Annotated in this window: 15 protein-coding genes and 1 pseudogene; 11 read left to right on the top strand and 5 right to left on the bottom strand. The window is 71.2% G+C overall.

Annotated features, from left to right (window positions below; translation table 11 throughout):
* The first annotated feature begins 115 nt into the window (after window positions 1-115).
* The 8 genes from HPT28_RS15235 to HPT28_RS15200 all read left to right on the top strand — a co-directional run bounded on the left by HPT28_RS15235 (window position 116) and on the right by HPT28_RS15200 (window position 9,669).
* Window positions 116-1,084 carry an LD-carboxypeptidase gene (locus tag HPT28_RS15235; RefSeq protein ID WP_219091620.1) on the top strand — a complete coding sequence of 323 codons (969 nt, stop codon included), beginning with the start codon at window positions 116-118 and terminating at the stop codon, window positions 1,082-1,084.
* Window positions 1,084-1,338, top strand: coding sequence for a phosphopantetheine-binding protein (locus tag HPT28_RS15230; RefSeq protein WP_257578672.1), 255 nt, complete (start codon window positions 1,084-1,086; stop codon window positions 1,336-1,338). Before HPT28_RS15235 ends, HPT28_RS15230 begins: the two co-directional genes overlap by 1 nt.
* Window positions 1,335-2,822 carry an AMP-binding protein gene (locus HPT28_RS15225; protein WP_219091618.1) on the top strand — a complete coding sequence of 496 codons (1,488 nt, stop codon included), beginning with the start codon at window positions 1,335-1,337 and terminating at the stop codon, window positions 2,820-2,822. The genes HPT28_RS15230 and HPT28_RS15225 overlap by 4 nt, the downstream gene beginning before the upstream one ends.
* A gap of 118 nt (window positions 2,823-2,940) precedes the next feature.
* Complete coding sequence (locus HPT28_RS15220; RefSeq protein ID WP_219091617.1) at window positions 2,941-4,797, top strand: amino acid adenylation domain-containing protein; 1,857 nt, start codon at window positions 2,941-2,943, stop codon at window positions 4,795-4,797.
* Window positions 4,794-6,722, top strand: a complete 1,929-nt coding sequence (locus tag HPT28_RS15215) for a hypothetical protein (protein ID WP_219091616.1) — start codon at window positions 4,794-4,796, stop codon at window positions 6,720-6,722. Before HPT28_RS15220 ends, HPT28_RS15215 begins: the two co-directional genes overlap by 4 nt.
* Window positions 6,723-6,792: 70 nt before the next feature.
* Entirely contained in the window at window positions 6,793-7,632 is an 840-nt protein-coding gene (locus HPT28_RS15210) for a phytanoyl-CoA dioxygenase family protein (protein ID WP_219091615.1), read from the top strand.
* A gap of 61 nt (window positions 7,633-7,693) precedes the next feature.
* Window positions 7,694-8,812, top strand: coding sequence for a 4-hydroxyphenylpyruvate dioxygenase (hppD, locus tag HPT28_RS15205; protein ID WP_257578663.1), 1,119 nt, complete (start codon window positions 7,694-7,696; stop codon window positions 8,810-8,812).
* Between the two features lie 107 nt (window positions 8,813-8,919).
* The gene (locus tag HPT28_RS15200) at window positions 8,920-9,669 is read left to right on the top strand and encodes an endonuclease/exonuclease/phosphatase family protein (protein WP_219091614.1); all 750 of its coding nucleotides are present in this window, start codon (window positions 8,920-8,922) and stop codon (window positions 9,667-9,669) included.
* A gap of 63 nt (window positions 9,670-9,732) precedes the next feature.
* On the opposite strand, the gene HPT28_RS15195 is transcribed toward HPT28_RS15200, so the two are convergent.
* The 3 genes from HPT28_RS15195 to HPT28_RS15185 all read right to left on the bottom strand — a co-directional run bounded on the left by HPT28_RS15195 (window position 9,733) and on the right by HPT28_RS15185 (window position 16,278).
* Window positions 9,733-11,328, bottom strand: coding sequence for a M4 family metallopeptidase (locus HPT28_RS15195; RefSeq protein ID WP_308119259.1), 1,596 nt, complete (start codon window positions 11,326-11,328; stop codon window positions 9,733-9,735).
* An 895-nt stretch (window positions 11,329-12,223) separates the two neighbouring features.
* Window positions 12,224-13,981, bottom strand: a complete 1,758-nt coding sequence (locus HPT28_RS15190; RefSeq protein WP_374226969.1) for a SpoIIE family protein phosphatase — start codon at window positions 13,979-13,981, stop codon at window positions 12,224-12,226.
* A gap of 128 nt (window positions 13,982-14,109) precedes the next feature.
* On the bottom strand, window positions 14,110-16,278 hold the full coding sequence (locus tag HPT28_RS15185) for a SpoIIE family protein phosphatase (protein WP_219091611.1): 2,169 nt from the start codon (window positions 16,276-16,278) through the stop codon (window positions 14,110-14,112).
* A 186-nt stretch (window positions 16,279-16,464) separates the two neighbouring features.
* Here HPT28_RS15185 and HPT28_RS15180 point away from each other — a divergent pair, with 186 nt between their 5' ends.
* The 3 genes from HPT28_RS15180 to HPT28_RS15170 all read left to right on the top strand — a co-directional run bounded on the left by HPT28_RS15180 (window position 16,465) and on the right by HPT28_RS15170 (window position 19,528).
* Window positions 16,465-17,295, top strand: coding sequence for an SAM-dependent methyltransferase (locus tag HPT28_RS15180; RefSeq protein ID WP_308119258.1), 831 nt, complete (start codon window positions 16,465-16,467; stop codon window positions 17,293-17,295).
* Window positions 17,296-17,484: 189 nt separating this feature from the next.
* Entirely contained in the window at window positions 17,485-17,892 is a 408-nt protein-coding gene (locus HPT28_RS15175; RefSeq protein ID WP_219091610.1) for a rodlin, read from the top strand.
* A 184-nt stretch (window positions 17,893-18,076) separates the two neighbouring features.
* On the top strand, window positions 18,077-19,528 hold the full coding sequence (locus HPT28_RS15170) for an FGGY family carbohydrate kinase (RefSeq protein WP_219091609.1): 1,452 nt from the start codon (window positions 18,077-18,079) through the stop codon (window positions 19,526-19,528).
* 95 nt (window positions 19,529-19,623) lie between these two features.
* Here the strand turns inward: HPT28_RS15170 and HPT28_RS15165 are convergent, their stop codons facing one another.
* Both HPT28_RS15165 and HPT28_RS15160 read right to left on the bottom strand, forming a co-directional pair.
* On the bottom strand, window positions 19,624-20,754 hold the full coding sequence (locus HPT28_RS15165; protein WP_374226968.1) for an RNA polymerase sigma factor: 1,131 nt from the start codon (window positions 20,752-20,754) through the stop codon (window positions 19,624-19,626).
* Between the two features lie 280 nt (window positions 20,755-21,034).
* Window positions 21,035-21,590: pseudogene (locus tag HPT28_RS15160) on the bottom strand (DNA primase); the annotation flags it as partial.

Genomic DNA, 21,590 nt, shown 5'->3' with positions numbered 1-21,590 from the left:
TGATCTGGCCATGCAAGATGAACCGCAACCGGCGGTACGCATCGAGCCGACGAGGAGAGAGATGCCACGCGCAGTACGTCCGCCTGACCCCGTAGGTCCTGGGGGGCACATCCGAGTGGTCAGCCCAGGAGCACCGACGCTGGCCCACCTCCCGGAACGTGGTGAGCGGGCGGAGGCGGCACTGCGGCACCTCGGCTACCGGGTGAGCTTTTCGAAGCACGCCTTCGGCATGGCGGACGACGGCCTGACCTCCGGGAGCCCGGAGGAGCGCGCCGGCGACCTGCGGGACGCCTTCGCGGACCCGGGCGTGGACGCGCTGCTCATCTCCGACTCAGGTATCGGCAGCCAGGAACTGCTGCCGCTGCTGGACTCCGAGGTGCCGACCGCCGTCCGTAAGCCCCTGATCGGCTTCTGCGACACCCTGTACCTGCACCACTATCTCGCGCTCGTGCACGGCGTGGGCAGCTACTACGGAAGTTCGCTGATCGTCCATCTCGGCGACGTGCCGGGGCCGTTCCCGGAGACGGCAGGCTACCTGAGGCGGGCGCTGGCGGCCGAAGGGCCGCTGGAGTGCCGTCCTGTCGGACGGCGCGCCCGCCCGCTCGCGACGTGGCACGACCCCGCGATCGAAGCCGCTCCCCGTGACCGCGACTACCCGGGAGGGTGGACCTGGGTGAGGGAGGGCTCCGCCGAGGGACCCTTCTACGGCGGCGAGATCAGGTCGCTTCCCAGCGTCGTCGACGAGTTCGGCCTGGACTACGACGGCGCGGTTCTCTTCTGGGATCTGGACTGGGACACCGGGGGCGATCCGCCCATCGGTGACATGCTGACGCGGCTCCACTCCGTCACCGACCTGAACCGGCTGGCCGGCATGGTCGTCGCAGCGAACCCGTACATGGACCCGGAGGACTGGGCGGATCTGGTCGGGACAGTGCTGGCCCGGGTGCTGCCCGGTGCCTCGTATCCGGTGCTCGTCAATGCCGACCTCAGTCACGCGGCGCCCTCGTGGACCGTGCCGTTCGGCGAGCAAGTGACCCTGGACCCGGCCGCGGGCCTGGTCTTCCCCCGAAGCGGAGTGCGGTGATGACGGCCATCTTTACTGCGGAACACGTCGCGGACGTCTTCCGTGAACTGCTCGACCATGATGACGTGCGCGAGGACGACGACTGGTTCGAGATCGGAGGCACCTCGCTGACCGGCCTGACCCTCGTCGCGCGTCTGAACAAGGCCGCCGGTGTCACACTGCGGTTGCGTGACGTGGTGCGCGCGCCGACTCCCGAGGCTCTGGCCGGGGTGATAGAGGAACGTTCGGCGGAGCTTCCCGGGGCACCGAAGTGAGCGATATAGCAGCGAAGTTCAAAGAACGAGCAGCCCGGCACGGCGACGACCTCGCGGTCGTCGCACCGAGCGGATCCCTCACCTACCGTGAGCTCGCCAGCCAGGTGGACCGGCTGGCCGCGCGGTTCACGGAACTGTCCCCGGCGGGATCGCTGGTCGCGCTGGAGGCCTCCAGCAGGCTGGCCGGGCTGCTCGCCGTACTGGCGGCCGGCGCCTCCCGGCGCGCGCTGCTGCCGGTGGATCTCAGCTATCCGGACACCAGACGCGCAGCGGTGCTGCGTGACGCACGTCCCGCGGTCGTCCTGCGGGAGGACGAGGGCCGCGAGCTGGTCGCGACCGAACCAGCGGAGCTGCTGGCCGGACTGCCTCCCAGGACCGGTCTCGACCAGGTGGCCTACGTGATGTACACGTCAGGCTCGACGGGGACGCCCAAGGGCGTGGCGGTCTCGCACCGGGCCCTTGAGGTGCGTATTGACGGGCTGACCCAGCGTCCGGGGCTGGCCGAAGGCGAATCCATGCTGGCGCTCACGGCCCTCTCCTTCGATCCCTCGCTGGCGGAACTCCTCCTCCCGCTCCGAGTGGGCGGCACCGTACTCGCCACCGACCCAGAGGCCCGCAGCGACCCGGACCTCTTCGCCGAAGCCGTCGAGCGTCTTCGGCCCGATGTGGTGCAGGCGACGCCCAGTTTCTGGCGGCTGGTGACGGCCGCCGGGTGGCGCGGGCTGCCCGCGGGCCGGATCTGGTCGGGAGGCGAGGCGATGACCGGCCCCCTCGCGGAGGTACTGCTGTCACGGTCGAAGGAGCTGTGGAACGTGTACGGGCCCACCGAGACCACGATCTGGTCGACGGCCCAGCTCGTCAGCGACTCCTCGGCCGTGGGCCTGGGCGAGGCCGTGCCCGGCACCCGGATACACCTGGAACCCGATCCCCACGTCGACCCCGGTTCCCTGCGTGAAGGGGAGACGGAGGGTGAGGTCCTGTTGTACGGACCGACGCTGGCCGAGGGATACCTCGACCGGGAGAGCCTCACCTCGGCGCACTTCGTCGACCATGTCGTCCTGGGTGAAGTGAGGCGCTGCTACCGCACCGGCGACCGCGTCCGGCGGCTGGCCGACGGCACCCTCGAGTTCCTGGGCCGTGTCGACCAGCAGGTGAAGATCCGCGGCCATCGCGTCGAACTCGGAGACGTGGAAGCCGCCTTCGAAGCGCACCCGAAGGTCCGCGAAGCTGTCGCGGTCGTTCTGGCCGAGGATGAGGCCCGGGGGCTGCCGGCGGAGCTCGCGGTTTCCGTCGTCGCTGGCCCGGACTCCCCGGTAACCGTCCGCGAGCTGCGTGCCTCGGCGGGCGCCCGCCTCCCCCGTGCCCTCGTTCCGACACGCATCAGCGTCGAGGCGCAACTGCCGCGCACGCCTTCGGGCAAGGCCGATCGTGCCGTCCTGGCGGGGCTCTTCAGGCGGCCCCGGTCCGGTCTTACCTCCACCTGAGACCTGTGACGGTGCCCCGGCCCGGGCCGCTCACGGCGCGCGTACGCGGTTCGGTGGCGCCCCCGGACGCGGTGTCCTCCGGTATCGGGACTGAAGCCATGTGCAAACGGAGTTGGTGATGATGCAGCAGAACGACGGACGCGACGGCTCTGATCCGGGAGCCACGGTCCACTCCCTGTTCGAGCGGCATGCCGAGCTGGACCCAGGGAGGACGGCGGTGGTCGCGGCGGGCCGCTCCCTGACCTACGGCGAACTGAACAGCCGCTCGAACCAGGTGGCATGGCGGTTGCGGGAGCTGGGTGTCGGAGCGGACACGATGGTGGGCATCTGCGTCGAACGTTCGCCGGACATGTTCGTCGGGCTGCTCGCCGTGCTCAAGGCGGGTGGTGCCTACGTCCCGCTCGACCCCGGATACCCGGCTGACCGGCTGACGTTCATGCTGCGGGACAGCAGGGTGTCCGTGGTGGTCACCCAGCGCGACCTGGAGTCGGCGCTGCCGGAGCACGACGCCGTCACCGTCCTGCTGGACGATGACTCCGATCCCTTCGGCGGATGCCCGACGGGCAATCCTCCGGCCGTGTGCGGTGCCGGTAATCTCGCCTATGTCCTCTACACCTCCGGCTCCACCGGCAGGCCCAAAGGGGTACTCGTCACTCACGACGGCGTGGTGAATCTGGTCACGGGGCAGGACTACGTGTCCGTCGGGCCGGAGGACCGGGTAGCGGCGCTAGCCACACTGGCCTTCGACGCGTCGACGTTCGAGATCTGGGGGCCCCTGGCGAACGGGGCGACCTGTGTTGTGTACACGTTCGTGGGTGACGACCTCGCCGGCCTGTGCGCGAAAGTGCGGGATGACGGCGTCACGGTGCTGCACCTGACCAGTCCGGTCTTCCGGCAGCTGGCGGCGGAGCACTTCCGGGCCCTCAACGGGGTGCGCACCCTGCTGTTCGGCGGGGACTCCGTGCGGTCGGATCTCGAAACCCTGGCCCGGGAATCGTTCCAAGGGGAGCTGGTGCATCTGTACGGTCCGACGGAGACGACGGGATTCGCCACCTTCCACGTGGCCGGCTCCACGGCCGAGAACGCCGCGGTGATACCGATCGGAAGACCGGTCAACAACGTCGTCGTACGGATTCTCGGGCCGGACGGAAGCGCCGTCGGACCCGGAGAACAGGGTGAGCTGTACATCGGCGGCCGCGGGGTGGCACGGGGCTATCTGAACCAGCCCGGACTGACGGGCGAGCGGTTCGTTTCGCAGACGGACGGCACCGGGGCCATGTGGTACCGGACCGGCGACCTCGTACGCCGTGATGACTTTGGGGTCCTGCACTTCCTGGGGCGTGGAGATCGTCAGGTCAAGGTGCGGGGCTACCGGGTCGAGCCCGGCGCGGTCGAGTCGGTGCTGACCCGACACCCGCAGGTGAGCGACGCGGTGGTCGTGGCTCGTGAGGACGGTGACGGTGATAAGCGGCTAGACGCCTACGTGGTCCCGGCCTCCGGCAGGCGGGCACAGGACGAGGCCGACCGGCAGCGACTCGTGGCCGGGCTGCGCGAGCACATGTCCGGGGTGCTGCCGGAACATCAGCACCCCGCGTCGCTTACCGTCATCCCGGCCGTTCCTCTCACGGCGAACCTCAAACTGGACCAGGAGAGGCTGCCTGAGCCGGTCGCCGACCGCCGACCGTCACTGGGAGCTGTCGTCCGGCCCACCACCCACCTGGAGACGGCGCTCGCAGAGCTGTGGAGTGCCAAGCTCGGTGCGGTCGAGGTCGGCCTGGACGACGACTTCTTCGCACTCGGCGGCGACTCCATATCGGCCGTGCAGCTTGCTGCGGCGACCACGACGACACTCGGCCTGCGCATCACGGTGCGGGACATGTTCAAGTACCCCACGATTCGCCAGCTGTCACGGTTGCTCAGCGAGCACGAAGCCGCGGAGCGCCACGCCGGGGACACAGTGAGGTGTGACGGATGACCGAGGCGGCTGCCACCGCGCCCATGACGAGGGCACAGAAGTTTCAGTGGTACGTGGAGAAGGGGCTTGCCGAGGGAGTGCGGCCACTCCCGGAGCCGATGGACGAGACAGCGGTCCATCGACTGGTGGGGGCGCTGGAGAAACGATTCGAGATCCTGCGCACCTCGATCGACGTGGTGGACGGTGCCCTGTGCCAGAGGCTGCACGACTCGGGATCGCCTCTCTCGACGGTCCAGATGGGCAGCGAGTCGGACCTCCCGCAACACGTGGCCCGGTTCGTCGAGGACTTCAGACAGCATCGTCATGGCCGGGTCGGTGCCCTGCTGGTGCAGTTCCGGGTGCTACGCACGGAAGGGCGTCAGTGGCTGGCGCTCGTCGCCGACAACGTCGCGGTGGACGCAGGATTTCACCGAGTACTGGACGAGGAGACCACCAGGCTCCTTGCCGGAGAGCCGAAATCAGCCGCGGGCTTGCTGGGAGGGGCGGACGGCATTCAGCCGAGCGCTGCCGCCGCGCTGGAGACCGGCCCGGAAGGCGAACGGGAACGCGCCGAGGCGGAGGACTACCTGCGCCGTCACTTCGCGACCGCGCCCCCTCGGCTGCATCCCACACGCCCTTCCAGCGGCAGGAACGAAGGCCGGTACTACCGGAGCACGCTCACCCTGCACGGTGCCGACCATCTCTTCTCCCGCATCCTGTCGAGCACGGGACTGCTGCCCTCCACGGTGGTTCTTGCGGCCTTCTCCCAGCTGATGTGCTGGCGGAGCGGGACAGACGCGCTGTCGGTCAACGTATCGATGGACAACCGGCACCACGGCCAGCTCCGCCGGGTGCTGTGCGCCACCGCGCAGCGCGTCCCGATGGCGTTCCGGCTTCCGGGGGAGTCTCTGCTCACGGCGGCCTCCGAGGTGCAGCGGACGCTCTCCGAGGGATACCCCGTGTGCGGCAGGTACGACCCCTTCGACCTCATCGGTGAGCTGGTGCGGAGCCAGCACCGTCGAGGCCTCTGCCTGAGCAGTGACCTGGCGTTCAACTTCGTTCCTCCGCCCCAGGGCTGGACGGCGCTCGTCGAGTCCGACGAGCGCCGGGACGTTGTGGACGACCGTGGGCTCGCGGCTGAGATCGTTTCCGCGCCGACGAACGAGACCGACTATGAGTACGGGGCCAGTCTGTCGGTCAGGTGGACGGACGGGCGGACAGCACGGCTGTCCGTCCACGGCGACTCCGATGTCCTCGCCCCTGTCCAGTGCGGGGCCCTGCTCCGTGGCCTCGAGTTCATGCTGCGGTGTGTCGGCGCGGACCGGGACTGTGCCGTGAGTGAGGTCGCGCATCACGTCGGAATGCACCGGCGGGAACAGTGTGGCCATGGAGCGTGGTCGAACGGCCGGTGGGTCGACCTCGCAGCGGTCGAGAGGCGGCTGCTGCGGATGCGCGACGTGGAGGCCGCTGAGGTGACGCTCAGTCCGGTCGGTGACACCGGTACGCCAGGCCTCGTCGCACGCGTCATGACGGCCTGCGGGTCCCCGCTGTCCCCGCTCGACCTGCGGGAGGAGTTGCTCCGGGGGGTCGCGGAGGCCGAGATCCTCGTAGTTCCGGAGTGGTACGAGATCGTCAGCGGTGCGGCAGACGGCGAGAAGCAGGCGCATCGCCGCACGAGCGGTGACGGCAGAGACATCGGCCCGCGACCCGCTGTCACCGACGAGGAGAGGGCTGTCCGGTCCGCGCTGGAGGAGGCGCGGCTGGTGTCTGAGCCGGATCTGGACCTCTGCTACGTGCGGGCTGGTGCAAGCCTGGCCCGCTATCCGGAGTTCGCCCGGCGGCTGCGTCAACGGGGATACTCCCCGCCCGGTTTCGCGGTCGTCAGCGGGATGAACACCTTGCGGGAACTGGCGCGAGGGCTGCGGCGTCCCGTCACCCCGGCCTGACAGCCGCCCGAGCCGCACCGCGGCAGGAGCCCGTTCGCACCAGGCGACTGGTTTGACCCTTGGAGTTCACATGCAGGTGACGAAGACCGGAACGGCACTGAGCCAGGACGAGGTGGACACCTTCTGGACAGAGGGGTATCTCGTGGTCCGTGAGGTGCTGACGAGAGCTGAGGCTCGCCACTTCTCTCAACTGGTCATGGACCTTCTGCCACGGGATCTGAGCATCCCGGACCACTGGGAAGCCTTTGACGGCCGGTTCAAGCCCTTCCACACGCCGGGAAACCAGACCTTCGACACGCCCGCGTTCATTCCGCTCTTCCAGAACGAGCGGCTCTACGAGATCGTGGCGCAGCTGCTCCAGTCCCCTCGGCTTCTCGTGCGAGACGGCTCGCTCGCCATCACGCTGCGCAACGACACACCGCACGAGACTGAGCTCAGCCAGGACCTTCACCTCGACCCCGCGGTACCGGAGGACGTGGACGAGTTCCTCCTCACGCCCGAGGAGGTGGAGATCGGCGGTTGCTTCTACTTCACGGACGTCGAGCCCGGCGGTGGCGCCATTCATGTGGTGCCAGGCGGGCACCGCATGGTCGAGGCAGAGGCCACCTCTGTTCCCCGTGGCCGACAACTCCACGACAAGTGGCGCAACATCCCCCACCTCAAGAGCGTCGAGGTGACGGGATCGGCCGGCGACTTCGTGCTGATGCACCATCTCATGCCACACGCCGCGTCGCACAACCGGCGTTCCGCGCCCCGGGTCGCCCAGTTCCTCCGCTATGCGCGCGACGACCAGCCGTACAGCGCCGGCAGCCGGCCTGGTGACCGGCCGTCGGACCGCACGTTCAACGAGCTCCAGCTTGCGGCCATGACGCCGCTCGGCCGGAAGCTGTTCGGGGTCTCCCCCTGGTAACGGCCGACTGCGTCCGCACTGAATCTGCAACGGGTTCGACCCGAAAGGCGGTACCCATCGAATGAAGTCCTTGCAACATGAGGCCCCGACAGATGACTTCACGCTCGACTCCGTGGAGATGTACGTCGATGACCTGACGGCGGGGAAGGCCGTCTGGTGCGATCACTACGGCTTCGCGGAGGTGGCGGTCGGCGGCTCGCCCGAACAGGGATTCCGGTCCGTCATGCTGAGCCAGGGCGCGATGCGGCTGGTGCTGACGGAGGCGACGGACGAGCGCCATCCGGCGGCTTCCTACGTGCTGTCGCACGGCGACGGCGTTGCAGACATCACGCTGCGCACCTCCGACGTGCGGCGGGCTTTCGCACAGGCCGTCGAGCGGGGGTGTCGGCCGGTGACGGAACCCCGGACTCACGAGGGCGAGGACGTGGAGCTGACCGCCACGGTCGCGGGTTTCGGAGACGTCGTACACACGCTCGTGCAGCGGCCGGACTCCGACCGCGGGCTCCCGCCGGGCTTCCGTTGGCTTCCGGGAGCGGCCCCTGCCGCCGGGCGGCGTCGTGAGAAGGGGATGCTCCTGGCGATGGATCACTTCGCGGTGTGCCTGAACATCGGCGAGCTGGACCCGACCGTCGACTTCTACACATCAGTGTTCGGTTTCCGTGAGATCTTCGAGGAACGCATCGTCATCGGGAGTCAGGCGATGCTCTCGAAAGTCGTCCAGAGCCGGGACGGCACGGTCACCTTCACGATGATCCAGCCCGACCCGACGGCTGAGGCGGGCCAGATCGACGAGTTCCTGAAGAACCACGACGGGGCCGGCGTCCAGCACATCGCCTTCGCGGCCGAGGACGTGGTTCAGGCAGTGGAAACGCTGTCCGGCCGGGGGGTGGAGTTCCTGACCACGCCGGGCGCCTACTACCGGAGCCTCGGAGAGCGTGTGACGTTGAGCAAGCACACGCTGGAAGGGCTGCGGGAGCTGAACATCCTCGTCGACGAGGACCACGGGGGGCAGCTCTTCCAGATCTTCACGCGTTCGACGCACGCACGGCGCACCCTCTTCTTCGAGGTCATCGAGCGATGCGGAGCCGAGACGTTCGGCAGCTCCAACATCAGGGCTCTCTACGAGGCCGTGGAAACCGAACGGCTCACGAGAGCCCGTACGGGAGCCGGTCTCGCCTGATGGCCACATCAGGGACACGGCAGAACGCCGCTCTCGGCACCCCGCCAGGAACGCGTCCGACGCGTCGCGGAGCACAGGTCTCGTCTCCGAGGGCCACGGTTTCGGTCTTGACGTTCAACATCCGTCATGGTGAAGGTTCCGATGGTGTGCTCGATCTCGAGCGGATCGCCATGGTGATCGAGTCGGCCAATGCCGACATCGTGGGGCTGCAGGAAGTCGACCGGCACTTCGGTGCGCGCAGCGACTGGCAGGACCAAGCGGCCCGGCTGGCCGAGATCCTGGACCTCGATCTCGCCTACGGCGTCAATGTCGACCTTGTTCCGCCCACCCCGGGCGGGCGGCGTGCCCAGTTCGGTACCGCCCTGCTCTCCCGCCATCCGATCACGTGCTGGGACAACACGCACCTGGTGTGCTCGCCGGGCGAGGAACAGCGGGGCCTGTTGCACGCACAGATCGCCGTCGACGGCGTTGTGCTGCACGTCTACAACACCCACCTGGACGCGTTCTCGGAACCCGATCGAGCCCAGCAGGCGAAGCAGGTCGTGGAGCTGGTCGGTGACACGCGCCCCGCCGTGCTCCTCGGCGATTTCAACGCGGCCCCGCTGACCTCCGAGATCGCCACGCTCAGGGCAGGCTTCACAGACGCCTGGACGGCCTCCGGCAGCGGGGAGATCCCCACGTTTCCAGCCGCCGCGCCGGACGTGTGCATCGATTACGTCTTCGCGGGGCCGGGCGTGGAACCGGTGTGGACCGGCGTCGTCACCCGGGATCTCCTGGCCTCGGACCACGTGCCGGTGCTGAGCAGACTCGCCGTCGTCGCCCCGGTTGGAGAGCAGCCGCTCGCGCGGGGCGCGTAGCCGGGGCCGAGATCGCCAGGAGCCCTCGGGGCGGGCCGGACCCGGCCCGCCCCGAGGCGGGGGTCACGTCACGTTGACCGCGGTCCAGGCGGACTCGACGGCGGCGACCTCGGTGCTGCCCGCGCCGTAGAGCTCGGTGGCGGCGGTCACGGTCGCGTCGCGGGCGTCCGCGTAGTCCGTGCGGGACGTCATCTGCTCGGTCAGGGCCTTGAACCAGATGGTGGCGGCCTTGTCGATGCCGATGCCGGTCACCGTCGAGCCGTCGTAGGTGGGGCTGTCGTAGGTCACGCCGTTGAGGGTCTTCTGCCCGCTGCCCTCGGCGAGCAGGTAGAAGAAGTGGTTGCCGATGCCGGAGGAGTAGTGGACGTCCACACGCTTGGCGTCACGGCTCCAGTAGTCCAGCGAGTTGCCGTCCTTGCTGGGCTGGTCCATGTAGCGCAGGGGCGTGCCGTTGCCGCGGATGTCGATCTTCTCGCCGACCAGGTAGTCGGCGGGGTCGGCGGGGTTGGCGGCGTAGAACTCGACCGCGGCGGCGAAGATGTCGGAGGTGGCCTCGTTGATGCCGCCGGACTCGCCGCGGTAGACGAGGCCCGCCGTGTGCGAGGTGACGCCGTGGGTCATCTCGTGGGCGGCGACGTCCAGCGAGGTGAGCGGCTTCTCGTTGTTCTCGCCGTCGCCGTAGGTCATGCAGAAGCAGGAGTCCTGCCAGAAGGCGTTGACGTAGGCGTCGCCGTAGTGGACGCGGCTGGAGGCGCCGACGCCGTCGCCACGGATGCCGTCCCGGCCGTGGACCAGCTTGAAGTAGTCCCACGTGAGCGCGGCGCCGTAGTGGGCGTCCACGGCGGCGGTCTGGGGGTGTTGCGGGGTGCCGTCGCCCCAGAGGTTGTCGGCGTCGGTGAAGACCTGGTTGCCGTTGTCCGCGTCCTGGGTCTGGTGGCCGCCGCGCACGGTGTCGGTCATGGTGTAGGAGCCTGACGTGCCGTCGGTGTCGACGGGGACCTCACCGACGTACATGCTGTCGCCGCTGCCGGTGCTCTTGTGGACGCCCTGCCACTCGGCGAGCGTCTTGCCGGTGCGGGCGTCGGTGATGACGTGCAGTTCGCTGGGGGCGCCGTCGTCCTGCAGGCCGCCGACGACCGTCTCCCAGGCGAGGACGGCCTTCTTGTCCGTGGCCCAGACGACCTTGCGCGGGGCGACGCTGCCCTCGGCCTGCGGGGTGGCGGGCTTGTGCTCCTCGGCGGCGCGGGTGGAGGGCACCGTGATGCGGGCCGAGACGGCCTTGGTCACGCCCTTCTTCTCGCCGGCCGCGTCGCGGTGCACGATGAGGTCGCCGCCCAGGACGGGCAGGCCCGCGTAAGTGCGGGCGTAGCGGGTGTGGGTGGAGCCGTCGCGGTTCTTCACGACGCTCTTGACCTCGAGCCCCTCCTGCGTGCCGAGGCCGATCTCCTTGGCGGTCTTCGCCCTGGCGGCCGGGGAGTCCGCGGCGCGGACCAGGTCCGTGTAGGCGGAGGCCGACAGAGAGGCGGGCATCGCGCCCTTGTTCAACCCGTTGGGCCCGCCCGGCTCCGCGCCCGCGGTTCCCGCGGTCAGTCCGGCGGCGACGAAGGCCGCGGTGACGGCCAGGGCGGATATCCGGTGCTTCCTGTTGGTGAATGTCACCCGGTGTTCTCCTCCTGCGTGGGGGCCGGAAAGCCGGAGGCACGGGAAGCCGCCGGTTCCAGGCAGAACGGGTTGTGCGCCGCGCCCTCGAACTGTGGTCCGGGGCGCGGGGGAACACTGCCACGCAGTCGTGTTCATGTCATTAGGTCAGCGCGAAGTGACGCGCGTTGACTCCAGGATTTGACCGTTCAGTAAAGGAAAGCGTTCGATATGCGGTCCGGAAGGCCGGGTGAGTCAGCTCAACTGCCCTGTCATCGGCATCAGTCGTGAAGATGTGAGTGGAAGTCCGCAAAAGTGACGGTCCGTCGGGCCGCTGCCCGGTCCTCGGACTGATGGGCCCGGCCGGGAGTGCCGGAGCGGGTCGGCGGAGGCGTGGCCGGCGGGATGGCGGTGAGCGCGGCCGGTGCGCTGTCGGCCGGGAGTCCCCGCGCGGTGCGGGCGAGCGCGGCGGGTGCGGTGGTGCCCGTGGATGTGCGTGCTGAGCCGGCGGCCGGGTGGCCGCGGCGGGGTGCCGGATGTGCGGGCGGTCAAGGCGGCGGGCGCGGCGCGGGACGGCGCGCGGCGCGTCGTTCGGCGTTGTGCCGGCGCTGGTCCGGTGGTCGGCGCGGCGGCTGCGCCCGGGGTGGGGAAGGGGCTTGACGGAAACGGGAAAAAGGTGCAGATTGGTTCATAAGCCGGATAGTCGGAGAGCCAGCACCGTCAGCGGAGACGTCCGTCGGCAGGAGACCCTTGGCAGACTCTGGCTAGGCCCTCGGCAGTCCGTGGGCGTCGGAACCTCAGCGACGACTGGGGCGGATGGCGTCAGGGCGGGCTACCGAGGACTGTTTTGTCTGCGGTCCGGGGCGGTCTGGAGCCCCGGGCCTTTCGTGTGTCCCGGGTTCCGTCCCCGCCCGCCTCAGTCCACGCCCGGGGGCAGGGGCACGTCCAACTCGGCCCAGACCACTTTGCCGGTGCCACCGGTGCGGCACGAGCCCCACCGCCGGGTCAGCAGGTTGACGAGCTGGAGGCCGCGCCCGCCCTCGTCACTCCACGACACGTGCTGGATCTGGGGCAGGTCGGGCCCGGTGTCGGAGATCTCCACGGCGAGCCGGCTCGTCCGCAGCAGCCGCATCGTGCCGGGGCCGCCCCCGTACCGCAACGCGTTGCCGACCAGCTCGCTGACCACCAGCTCCATCGTGTCGACCAGGTCGTCCAGCTGCCAGCTCGCCAGCTCATCCCGCACCAGCCGACGGGCCGCGGACGCCGCCGAGCCGTCACCGGGCAGCTCCCACTGCCGCAGCAGGACGTCGGCCCCGTCGTGCCGGGAGGCGGAGACGACGGTGACGGTCTCGTCGAACCGCTGCGTCCCTGTCGGGGCCGCCCGCACGAGCTGGTCGGCGACGAGTTCATGGGCCGCGAGCAGATCGCCGGCCGTCTTCCGCAGCAGGCCCAAGCACTCGTCCAGGTCGTCCTGGCGGGTCTTGATCAGCCCGTCGGTGTACAGGACCAGGCGGTCCCCGTCCTCGACGCGCACCGTCACCGAGTCGTAGGGGATCACCCCGGAGCCCAGGGGGGCACCCACCGGGAGGTCCAGATAGCGGGTGTGCCCGCCCGCCTCCACCATCAGCGGCGGCACCTGCCCGGCCGCGGCCATCGTGTAGCTGCGCTCCACCGGGTCGTAGACGGCGACCAGGCAGGTCGCGACCTGGTCCTCCTCCAGGTCGCGGGCGGCCAGGTCCAGCCGGGCCAACATCCGTCCGGGCTCGATGTCCAGGTTCATCAGAGTGCGGGACACGGCCCGCAGCCGGCCCATGGTGGCCGCCGCGGCCAGGCCGTGGCTCATCACGTCCCCGACGACCAGGGCCGTGCGCCCCCCGGGCAGCCCGATGACGTCGAACCAGTCGCCCCCGACCCCGTGCGGCTCACTCGCGGGCGCGTAGCAGGTGTCCACCAGCAGCCCCGGCGTCTCCGGAGTGGCCCGCGGGAGCAGGCTGCGCTGGAGCGAGACCACAGCCTGCCGCTCGCGGCCGTAGAGCCGGGCGTTGTCCACGGCCACGGCCACCTTCGCGGCCAGTTCCACCGCCAGGGCCATGTCCGTCCGGGTGAAGCCCGGACGGCTGCCCACCCGGATGTAGTCCGCGATGCCGAGGAGCACGCCACGGGCCACCAGCGGAACCGCCAGATAGCTGTGCACGCCCGCGCGCCGCATGGCTCGGGCCGCGCTGCGGGTGGGGGCGATCAGCTCGAACTGGTGCGGGGCGATGCGGCCGACGAGCAGGGGTTCCCGGGTGATCAGGCAGTTCTCCAGGAGCCCGCCGGGGCGGTTCACGGCGATGTCGCCCACCGGGTCCGGCTCCAGCTGACCGAGACCGGGGACCTCCGCTATGGCGATGGCGCGCAGGACGGGCAGCTCCCCGTCGGGCGCCGGCGTGGGGTCCTCGCCGCGCAGGACGGCGTCCAGCAGGTCCACGGCGGCGCCGTCGGCCAGCTCCGGCACGCAGTAGTCGGCCAGCTCCTGACAGGTGCGCTCCAGGTCCAGCGTCGTCCCGATCCTGGTGCCGGCCGCGTTCAGCCAGGCCAGGCGATCGCGGGAGGCCGGCGTCGTGCTCAGGGCGGCGCGCCCCCGGCGCAGGGCCTTCGCGGCGCCACGCGCCGTCGCGGAGAACCTCCGCAAGGCCGCTGGTCTGCGCTCGTGCGCCACCGCACCACCTCCGAGGCGATCATCCGCTGTCCGCAATACGGCGCTACCCAATTCTGCCCCCGGACAGCCGGAACGGCCTCCGGAAGTGCGGGCGGATTTCCTCAGCCGCCCAGGCGCAGCAGCACCACCGCGATGTCGTCCTTGGGGGAGCGGGCGACGGCGGGGGCGACCAGGCGGTCGGCCAGCTCCTCCAGCGGGCCGCGGTGGTGGCGGGACAGCCGCTCGGCCAGGCGTCGCACGCCGGCGCTGTAGTCGATGCCGGGCACCTCGACCAGTCCGTCGGTGTAGAGCAGCAGGGCGTCCCCGGGCGCCAGCTCCGTCTCGGCCACGGGGTACTCGTCGTCGGGGAAGCAGCCGAGCGGCATGCCGCCTCGCACCTCGACCTCCCGCACCGTGCCGTCCGCCCGGACGACCATGGGGTGGGGATGACCGGCCCGCACCAGCCGCAGCCGCCCCGCCGCCGGGTCCACCTCCGCGATGGCGCAGGTCGCGAACAGGTCGGTGTCCAGCTCGCACAGGGTGCGGTTCGCCCCCGCCATCAGCTCGGAGGGGATGTGGTTCTCCGTCGCGCGGGTGCGCATGGCCGTGCGCATCTGCCCCATCACCGCGGCGGCCCTGGCGCTGTGGCCCTGGACGTCGCCGATGATGAGGGCCGCGCGGCCCTCGGGCAGGCGCAGGACGTCGTACCAGTCGCCCCCGACGTCCAGCCCCTGGTCGCCCGGACGGTAGCGCACCGCGACGTCCAGCCCCGGCAGCTCGGGCAGCGCGCCCGGGAGCATCAGCTCCTGCAGTTCGGTGAGGTCCTCCCGGCGGGCGTCGTAGAGCCGGGCGCGGGTCAGCGCCTGGGCCATGATGCCGGCCGCCGCGGTGTAGACCGTCCGGTCGTCCGGGGAGAAGCCGCGGGGGCGGTTGTAGCCGAAGACGCACGTCCCGACGAGACCCTGGGCCGAGATCAGTGGCAGGATCGCCCACGCGTGCGTGGCCCCGCCCCGGGGTGAGGCGAGCGCCGTGTCGGGGAAGCGCTCGCGGTACTCCCGCTGGGACTCGAGGAACAGCGGATTGCCCTCCCAGACCTCGTCGTAGAGCGGATGGCCGCTCATCACCTCACCGAGGGAGCGCAGCCGTTCCTCCTGCTCGCGGTCGTAGCCCCGGGAGCCGGCCAGCCGCATGACGCCGTTCTCCCGCCGCAGGAACACGGCCATCGTCGCGCCGCCGAGCTCCCGCAGGGTCGTCGCCGCCACGGCCGACACCACGTCCTCCGTGGACAGCGCGGCGGCCAGCGAGCGGGTGAGGGCGAGGATGAACTCGCTGCGCGCCCTGCGGGCCGCGGCCCGCTCGTGTTCGTCGGTCCGGTCCTGGACGATGCCGGTCATCCTGAGCGGCCGGCCCTCGCTGTCGTAGACGAGGCGGCTCTCGGCATGGATCCACCGGACGGCGCCGTCGGGGCGGGCGACCCGGTACGTGACCTCGTACCGCCCGGTCTCGTAGCTCTCCTCGACGGCCGCCTCGACCTGGGCCCGGTCGTCGGGGTGGACCAGGGCGTCGAAGGTCTCGATCCGGCCGTCGAACTCCTCGGGCCGCACCCCGAAGAGACGGCAGCTGCGTTCGTCCCAGACGACACGGCCGGAGGTGAAGTCCCAGTCGAACATGCCGAGACCGGCGTTGGACAGCGCCTTCTCCAGCATGGTGGTGCGCTGCTGGCCGACGGCGAGCGCCGGGGGAGGGAGGCGGTGTTCCCCGGAGCGCTCGGTGCTGACGCCGCCGCTGCCGTGGCGCATGCGCTCCCAGCGGTGTGCGCAGGCGTTGGCCAGGGCCATGAGCCGCTGCTCGTTCGCCGAGTCGAGCGCGCTGCCCGTGGGCACCCGCAGGCTCAGGGCGCCCAGGCAGACGCTGTCCAGCAGCAGCGGGACGGAGACGAACTCGGCGTCGGCCCCCATGGGCTGGATTCCGAGGTCGGCGGGGTACACGTCCGGGAGCGGGTGGTCGGCGACGGTCGTGTAGACCGGACGGTTCTCCCGGACGGCGCGTGCGCACGGGATCCAGGAGTCCACGGGCACGACCCGGTAGGCGTCGAGGTAGGCGTCGGGCAGCCCGGCCGCGGCGACGATCGTCAGGGAACCCGCCTGGTCCAGCCAGTGCAGCACTCCGGCGGCATGGCGCCGGTGGGGGGCGACCGCGATGGCCGCCTCCGCGAGCAGGTTGTCCGGGTCGGGGCAGGACAGCAGGCGCACGAGCGCGTCCGCGAACTTTCCGCTCAGGGCTTGTGCCATGTCACGTCCTGACGCCGCCTTCGGCCTGCGGAACCATGATCCGCCAGATCACGGCCGTCCGCACGGCGCCCCGGGGGCCGTCCGCCCCGGCCGGAGCGGTCTCACCGCTGGCCGGGCGCGGGGCGGGACGGTACGTTGGGCCCGTTGATCACACGTGGCGTTGGCCAGGGCGTACAGGAGTTGAACGTGGCAGACGGCGGACCCATAGCCGCAGGCGAGTCGTCCGGTGCGGAGCCGGCACCCGTCATCGACAGCAGCGTCCCGCACTCGGCGCGGATGTGGAACTACTGGCTCGGCGGCAAGGACAACTACGAGGCCGACCGGATCGCCGCGGACCAGTTCGCCGCGGCCTTCCCCGCCATCGCGGCCAACGCGCGCGCGTTCCGCTCCTTCCTCTCCCGGGCCATCCGCCACCTGGCCGGGGAGGCGGGGGTCCGCCAGTTCCTGGACGTCGGCACGGGCCTGCCGACGGTGGACAACACCCACGAGATCGCCCAGCGGGTGGCCCCGGACTCGCGCATCGTCTACGTCGACAACGACCCGCTGGTGCTGGCCCACGCCCGTGCGCTGCTCACCAGCACACCCGAGGGTGCGACGGCCTACCTGGACGCCGACCTCCGCGAGCCCGCCGCCATCCTGGCCAAGGCCCGCGAGACGCTCGACTTCGACCAGCCGATCGCGCTGATCCTCAGCGGCATCCTCGGTCACGTCATCGACGGCGACGAGGCGCGCGGCATCGTCGCCGAGCTGGTGTCGGCGCTGCCGTCGGGCAGCTACCTGGTGGTCTGCGACGGCACGAACACGGACGAGACGCTGAACGCCGCCCAGGCCCAGCACAACGAGGGCGGCCAGGTGCGGTACCAGCTGCGCAGCCCGGAGGAGATCGCCGAGTTCTTCGCCGGCTTCGAGCTCGTCGAGCCGGGGGTCGTCTCCTGCCCGTTGTGGCGCCCGGACCCGGCCCAGATCGGCACGACGGTCGCCGTGGACTCCTACGGCGGAGTAGGCCGCAAGCCCTGACACGTTTGGGCGCGCGGGGTGGGGATGTGCCAGAAGAATCGTTTCCACCTGCGACGCGCCTGACGGCCCGGAAAAATCAGAGCATCCGATGAATCCTCTGGTCGAGTGAAGCAAGAGAACTTCTGCCCGGATCGCGAGTTGACCAGTTTGCTCCGGCAGCGGGGCATTCCAGATTCGGAAGGAAAACTCGTGATCAAGAAGGTGCTCGCTACGGCTGCTGTGGCGGCTTCCGTCGTCGGCGTTACCGGTGTCGCCGCGTCCCCCGCCCTCGCGACCGGGGACGACTGGGGCCACGAGACCGCCAGCGGCAACGGCTCGAAGCAGGTCTACGGCAACACCACCACGGGCGGCTACATGAGCCCGAACATGAGCCTGGTCAACGGCTCGCTCAACAAGCCGTGTGTCGCCGTCCCGGACGTCGACGCCCTCAAGGGCATCGGCCTCGTCGGTGTCAACGTCGAGGACATCCTCACCAGCAAGAACTACCAGACCTGCACCGAGAACTCCACGCAGGTCGACGGCGACGACCCGCTGTCGCACATCCTGTCGGACCTGTCCCTGCTGTCGGAGAACGCTTCTCTGTCCGCCAGGGGCTGAGGTCCCGGACGCCGGGTGGCCGGACGAGATCCGGCCACCCGGAGCCGCAGCACCAGCGGAGGCCGGGGTCTACCTCCTTCTGACCGGTGCTCCGCGACTCTCCTCCGTCAGCCCCCGCCCGTCCCTTCGGGGAACGGGCGGGGGCTCGGTCGTGCCCGCCCGGCCATACGGCATCATCGTGCCCATGGGGATAGCAGCCGGTCTGGACAGTTCGTCCGAGTACACCCGCATCATCGTCTGCGACGCCGACACCGGTGCCGTCATCCGACAGGGGTACGCCCCGCATCCCGCCCCGCCCCCGCAGGACGGCGGGCGCCGCACCGAGATCGACCCGCAGTCCTGGCTGCTGTCCCTGGGTGAGGCGGCGGGCGGCGGCCTGCTGGAGGGCGTCCAGGCCATCGGCGTCTCCGCCCAGCAGCACGGCGCCGTCTTCCTCGACGAGGCCGGGAACGTGGTCCGCCCCGCCCTGATCGGCAACGACCCCGCCGCCCAGACGGTGGCCGCCGACCTGGTCGACGGCCTCGGCGGCCGCGCCGCCTGGGCGCAGGCGGTCGGCCTCGTCCCGCAGTCCGGCACCCCGATCACCAAGCTGCGCCGACTGGCTCGCACCGAGCCCGAGGCCGCGGCCCGCACCGCCGCCGTCCTCCAGCCGCACGACTGGCTCACCTGGCAGCTCCTCGGCCGTCCCGCCCGCCGCACCACGGACCGGGGCGACGCCTCCGGCACCGGCTACTGGTCCGCCGCCACCGGCGCGTGGCGGCCCGACCTCGCCGAGCTGGCCCTCGGCCGGCCCGTGGCCCTGCCCGAGGTGCTCGGGCCCGCCGACGCCGCGGGCCAGACCCCCGAGGGCCTGCTGATCTCCGCCGGCACCGGGGAGACCATGGCCGCGGCCTTCGGTCTCGGTCTCGGCCTCGGGGACGCCGTCGTCTCCCTGGGCGCCTCCGGCTCCGTCTCCGCCATCCACCACGAGCCCCTGGCCGACGGCAGCGGCACCATCACCTCCTACGCCGACGCGACGGGCATGCACCTGCCCGTCGTGCGCACCGTCAACGCCGTGCGGGTGCTGCGCGGCGCCGCCGAACTGCTCGGCTGCGACCTGGAGGGCCTCTCGGCGCTCGCCCTGAAGTCGTCCCCCGGCTCCTACGGCCTCGTCCTGCTCCCGTATCTGGAGGGCGAGCGCACCCCCGAACTCCCGCACACCGCGGGCACGCTGGCGGGACTGCGGCGGGAGTCGATGAAGCCCGAGCACCTGGCCAGGGCCGCCTTCGAGGGCATGCTCTGCGGCCTCGCCGACGCTCTGGACGTCCTGCGCCGACGAGGGGTGGCCGTCCACCGCGTCTTCCTGCTCGGCCAGGCCGCCGAACTGCCCGCCGTGCAGAGCATCGCCCCCGCGCTCTTCGGCGCCCAGGTTGTCGTTCCCGAGCCCGCCGACTACACGACCCTCGGCGCCGCCCGGCAGGCCGCCTGGGCACTCGCCGTCGCGAACGGCCACACCGCGCCGACCGCGCCGCCGCAGTGGCCCGCCCCCGTCGCGACGCTCTGCGACCCCGGTGACGAACTGCCCGTCGGCCAGGCCGTGCGGCAGCAGTACGCCGCCGTGCGGGACGAGACCCACCCCGGTGCCTTCCCCGCCTGACCGCCGGGGCGTGCGGTTTCGCTGGGCCGCACGCCCCGCACGCCCCGCACGCCCCGCACGCCCGCCCGGTCGGCCGGGCGCCGGAGGTCGGCGCGTCAGTCCAGATAGCCGCGCAGCTGCTCGGCGTAGGTGTGGTCGCGCAGCTTCCCGAGCGTCTTCGACTCGATCTGCCGGATGCGCTCCCGGGTGACGCCGAACAGCCGGCCGATCTCCTCCAGCGTGCGCGGGCGCCCGTCGACCAGTCCGTACCGGAGCTGCACGACCCTGCGCTCGCGCTCGCCCAGCGTGGAGAGCACCGCCTCCAGATGCTGGCGCAGCAGCAGGAACGCGGCCGACTCCACCGGGGAGGGGGCGTCGCCGTCCTCGATGAGGTCGCCGAGGTGGACGTCCTCCTCCTCACCGACCGGCGCGTGCAGGGAGATCGGGTCCTGTGCGAGCCGCAGCACCTCGCTCACCCGCTCCTCGGTCAGCCCGAGCAGGGCGGCGACCTCCTGTGGCGTGGGCTCGTAACCCCGCTCCTGGAGGATCGTGCGCTGGGCCCGCACCACGCGGTTGATCAGCTCCACGACGTGCACGGGCACCCGTATCGTCCTCGCCTGGTCGGCCAGGGCCCGGGACATGGCCTGGCGTATCCACCACGTCGCGTACGTGGAGAACTTGAATCCACGCGCGTAGTCGAACTTCTCGACCGCGCGGATCAGCCCGAGGTTGCCCTCCTGTACCAGGTCCAGCATGGTCAGCCCCCGGCCGACGTAGCGCTTGGCGACGGAGACGACCAGCCGCAGGTTCGCCTCGATCAACCGGCGTTTGGCCAGCCGCCCCTGGACGACGAGCCGGTCCAGGTCGAGGGCCAGCTCGGTGTCCAGGGCGGCGGCGTCGGCCAGCTTCTCCTCGGCGAACAGCCCTGCCTCCACCCGCCGGGCCAGCTCCACCTCCTCGGCGGCGGTGAGCAGCGGGATGCGCCCGATCTCGCGCAGGTACTGCCGGAAGAGGTCCGCCGACGGGCCGCCCGGCGTCCCGGACGGTGCCGCCGTGGCCGGCGGCGCGAGCACCATGGGCGGGCCGGGGCTCTCCGCGGGGACCGGCTCCACCAGCTCCAGCGGTGGCCGGGCGCCGGGCCCGGGGACGTGCTCGGCGGGCGCGGGCGGCGTCGCGGGACGGCCGGGGGACACGGCGCGGGCGGCCGCCGCCGGGCGCGCCGAGCCGGTCAGGGTCTGGGTCTGCACGAGGGCGACCTCCAGGAGTGATCGCTGCCAGTTGCGGGAACGGCGTGCGAGACGAGGACGGCAACGGTGGCCCGAACGCCGCCGTCCGTCCCCGGGGAAGAGAGCGCGACCGGTCCGCGGCGTGCGTCGCGCTCGACAACGGGTTGAGACACCGTCAACAGTGTGGAGTACGACACACTGCGCTCAGTAGGGGTCTGCGCACAGTTTTTCTGCTTTCCGCTACGCGACGCGGCAGTAGGACTACAGCGGGGCGACCCCGCCGCACAGGTTGAAGATCAAGCTAGAGGGCCGCCGCGCCCTTGGCGCGCAGTGCCGTCGCGTACTGCTCCAGCACCCACAGCTCCTGCCAGACCGCCGCCGACTCCTCGGCACGGCCCTGCGCGTCCAGCCGCCGGGCGCCGCCCTCCAGCTCCGCCACCCGGGCGCGGACGGCGGCCAGCCGCACCGCCACCAACTGCTCACCCGCGTACGCCTCGTCCGGCGCCCCGTTGCCCGGGTTCCGCGGCGGCTCCACCGTCAGCTCGTTGATCAACTTGCGCACGGTGTCGTCGGGCGCGGCCTCCCGCACCCGGTCCAGATAGCCGTCGTCGGCCGCCTCGGTGCCGCCGGCCGTCTCGATGAGGCCGCGCACGACGGCGTACGGCTCGGCGGTGAACTCGTCGGACCCGTAGGCGTCGAACGCGGGCGCCACCAGGTGCGGATGCTGCAACGCGAGCTTGAGCAGCTCCCGTTCCACCAGCTGCGCGGGGTTGCGCAGATGGAGCGCGGGGCCGCGGGGCCCGGCCGGGCGGCCCGCCGCCGCCGGAGCGGACGGCGGCACCGGCCCGCCGCGCCCC

Origin of the sequence: Streptomyces sp. JJ38, from assembly GCF_019303475.1 — a bacterium.
Classification (GTDB): Bacteria; Actinomycetota; Actinomycetes; order Streptomycetales; family Streptomycetaceae; genus Streptomyces.
The sequence above is the reverse complement of the archived record's forward strand: the minus strand, read 5'-3'. Positions and strand labels throughout refer to the sequence as shown.

Bases quoted from the DNA above. Each gene is read 5' to 3' on its own strand.
- HPT28_RS15230 (WP_257578672.1), top strand. From the start codon at position 1,084: ATGACGGCCATCTTTACTGCGGAACACGTCGCGGACGTCTTCCGTGAA.
- HPT28_RS15220 (WP_219091617.1), top strand. From the start codon at position 2,941: ATGATGCAGCAGAACGACGGACGCGACGGCTCTGATCCGGGAGCCACG.
- HPT28_RS15215 (WP_219091616.1), top strand. From the start codon at position 4,794: ATGACCGAGGCGGCTGCCACCGCGCCCATGACGAGGGCACAGAAGTTT.
- HPT28_RS15210 (WP_219091615.1), top strand. From the start codon at position 6,793: ATGCAGGTGACGAAGACCGGAACGGCACTGAGCCAGGACGAGGTGGAC.
- hppD (WP_257578663.1), top strand. From the start codon at position 7,694: ATGAAGTCCTTGCAACATGAGGCCCCGACAGATGACTTCACGCTCGAC.
- HPT28_RS15185 (WP_219091611.1), bottom strand. From the start codon at position 16,278: ATGGCACAAGCCCTGAGCGGAAAGTTCGCGGACGCGCTCGTGCGCCTG.
- HPT28_RS15170 (WP_219091609.1), top strand. From the start codon at position 18,077: ATGGGGATAGCAGCCGGTCTGGACAGTTCGTCCGAGTACACCCGCATC.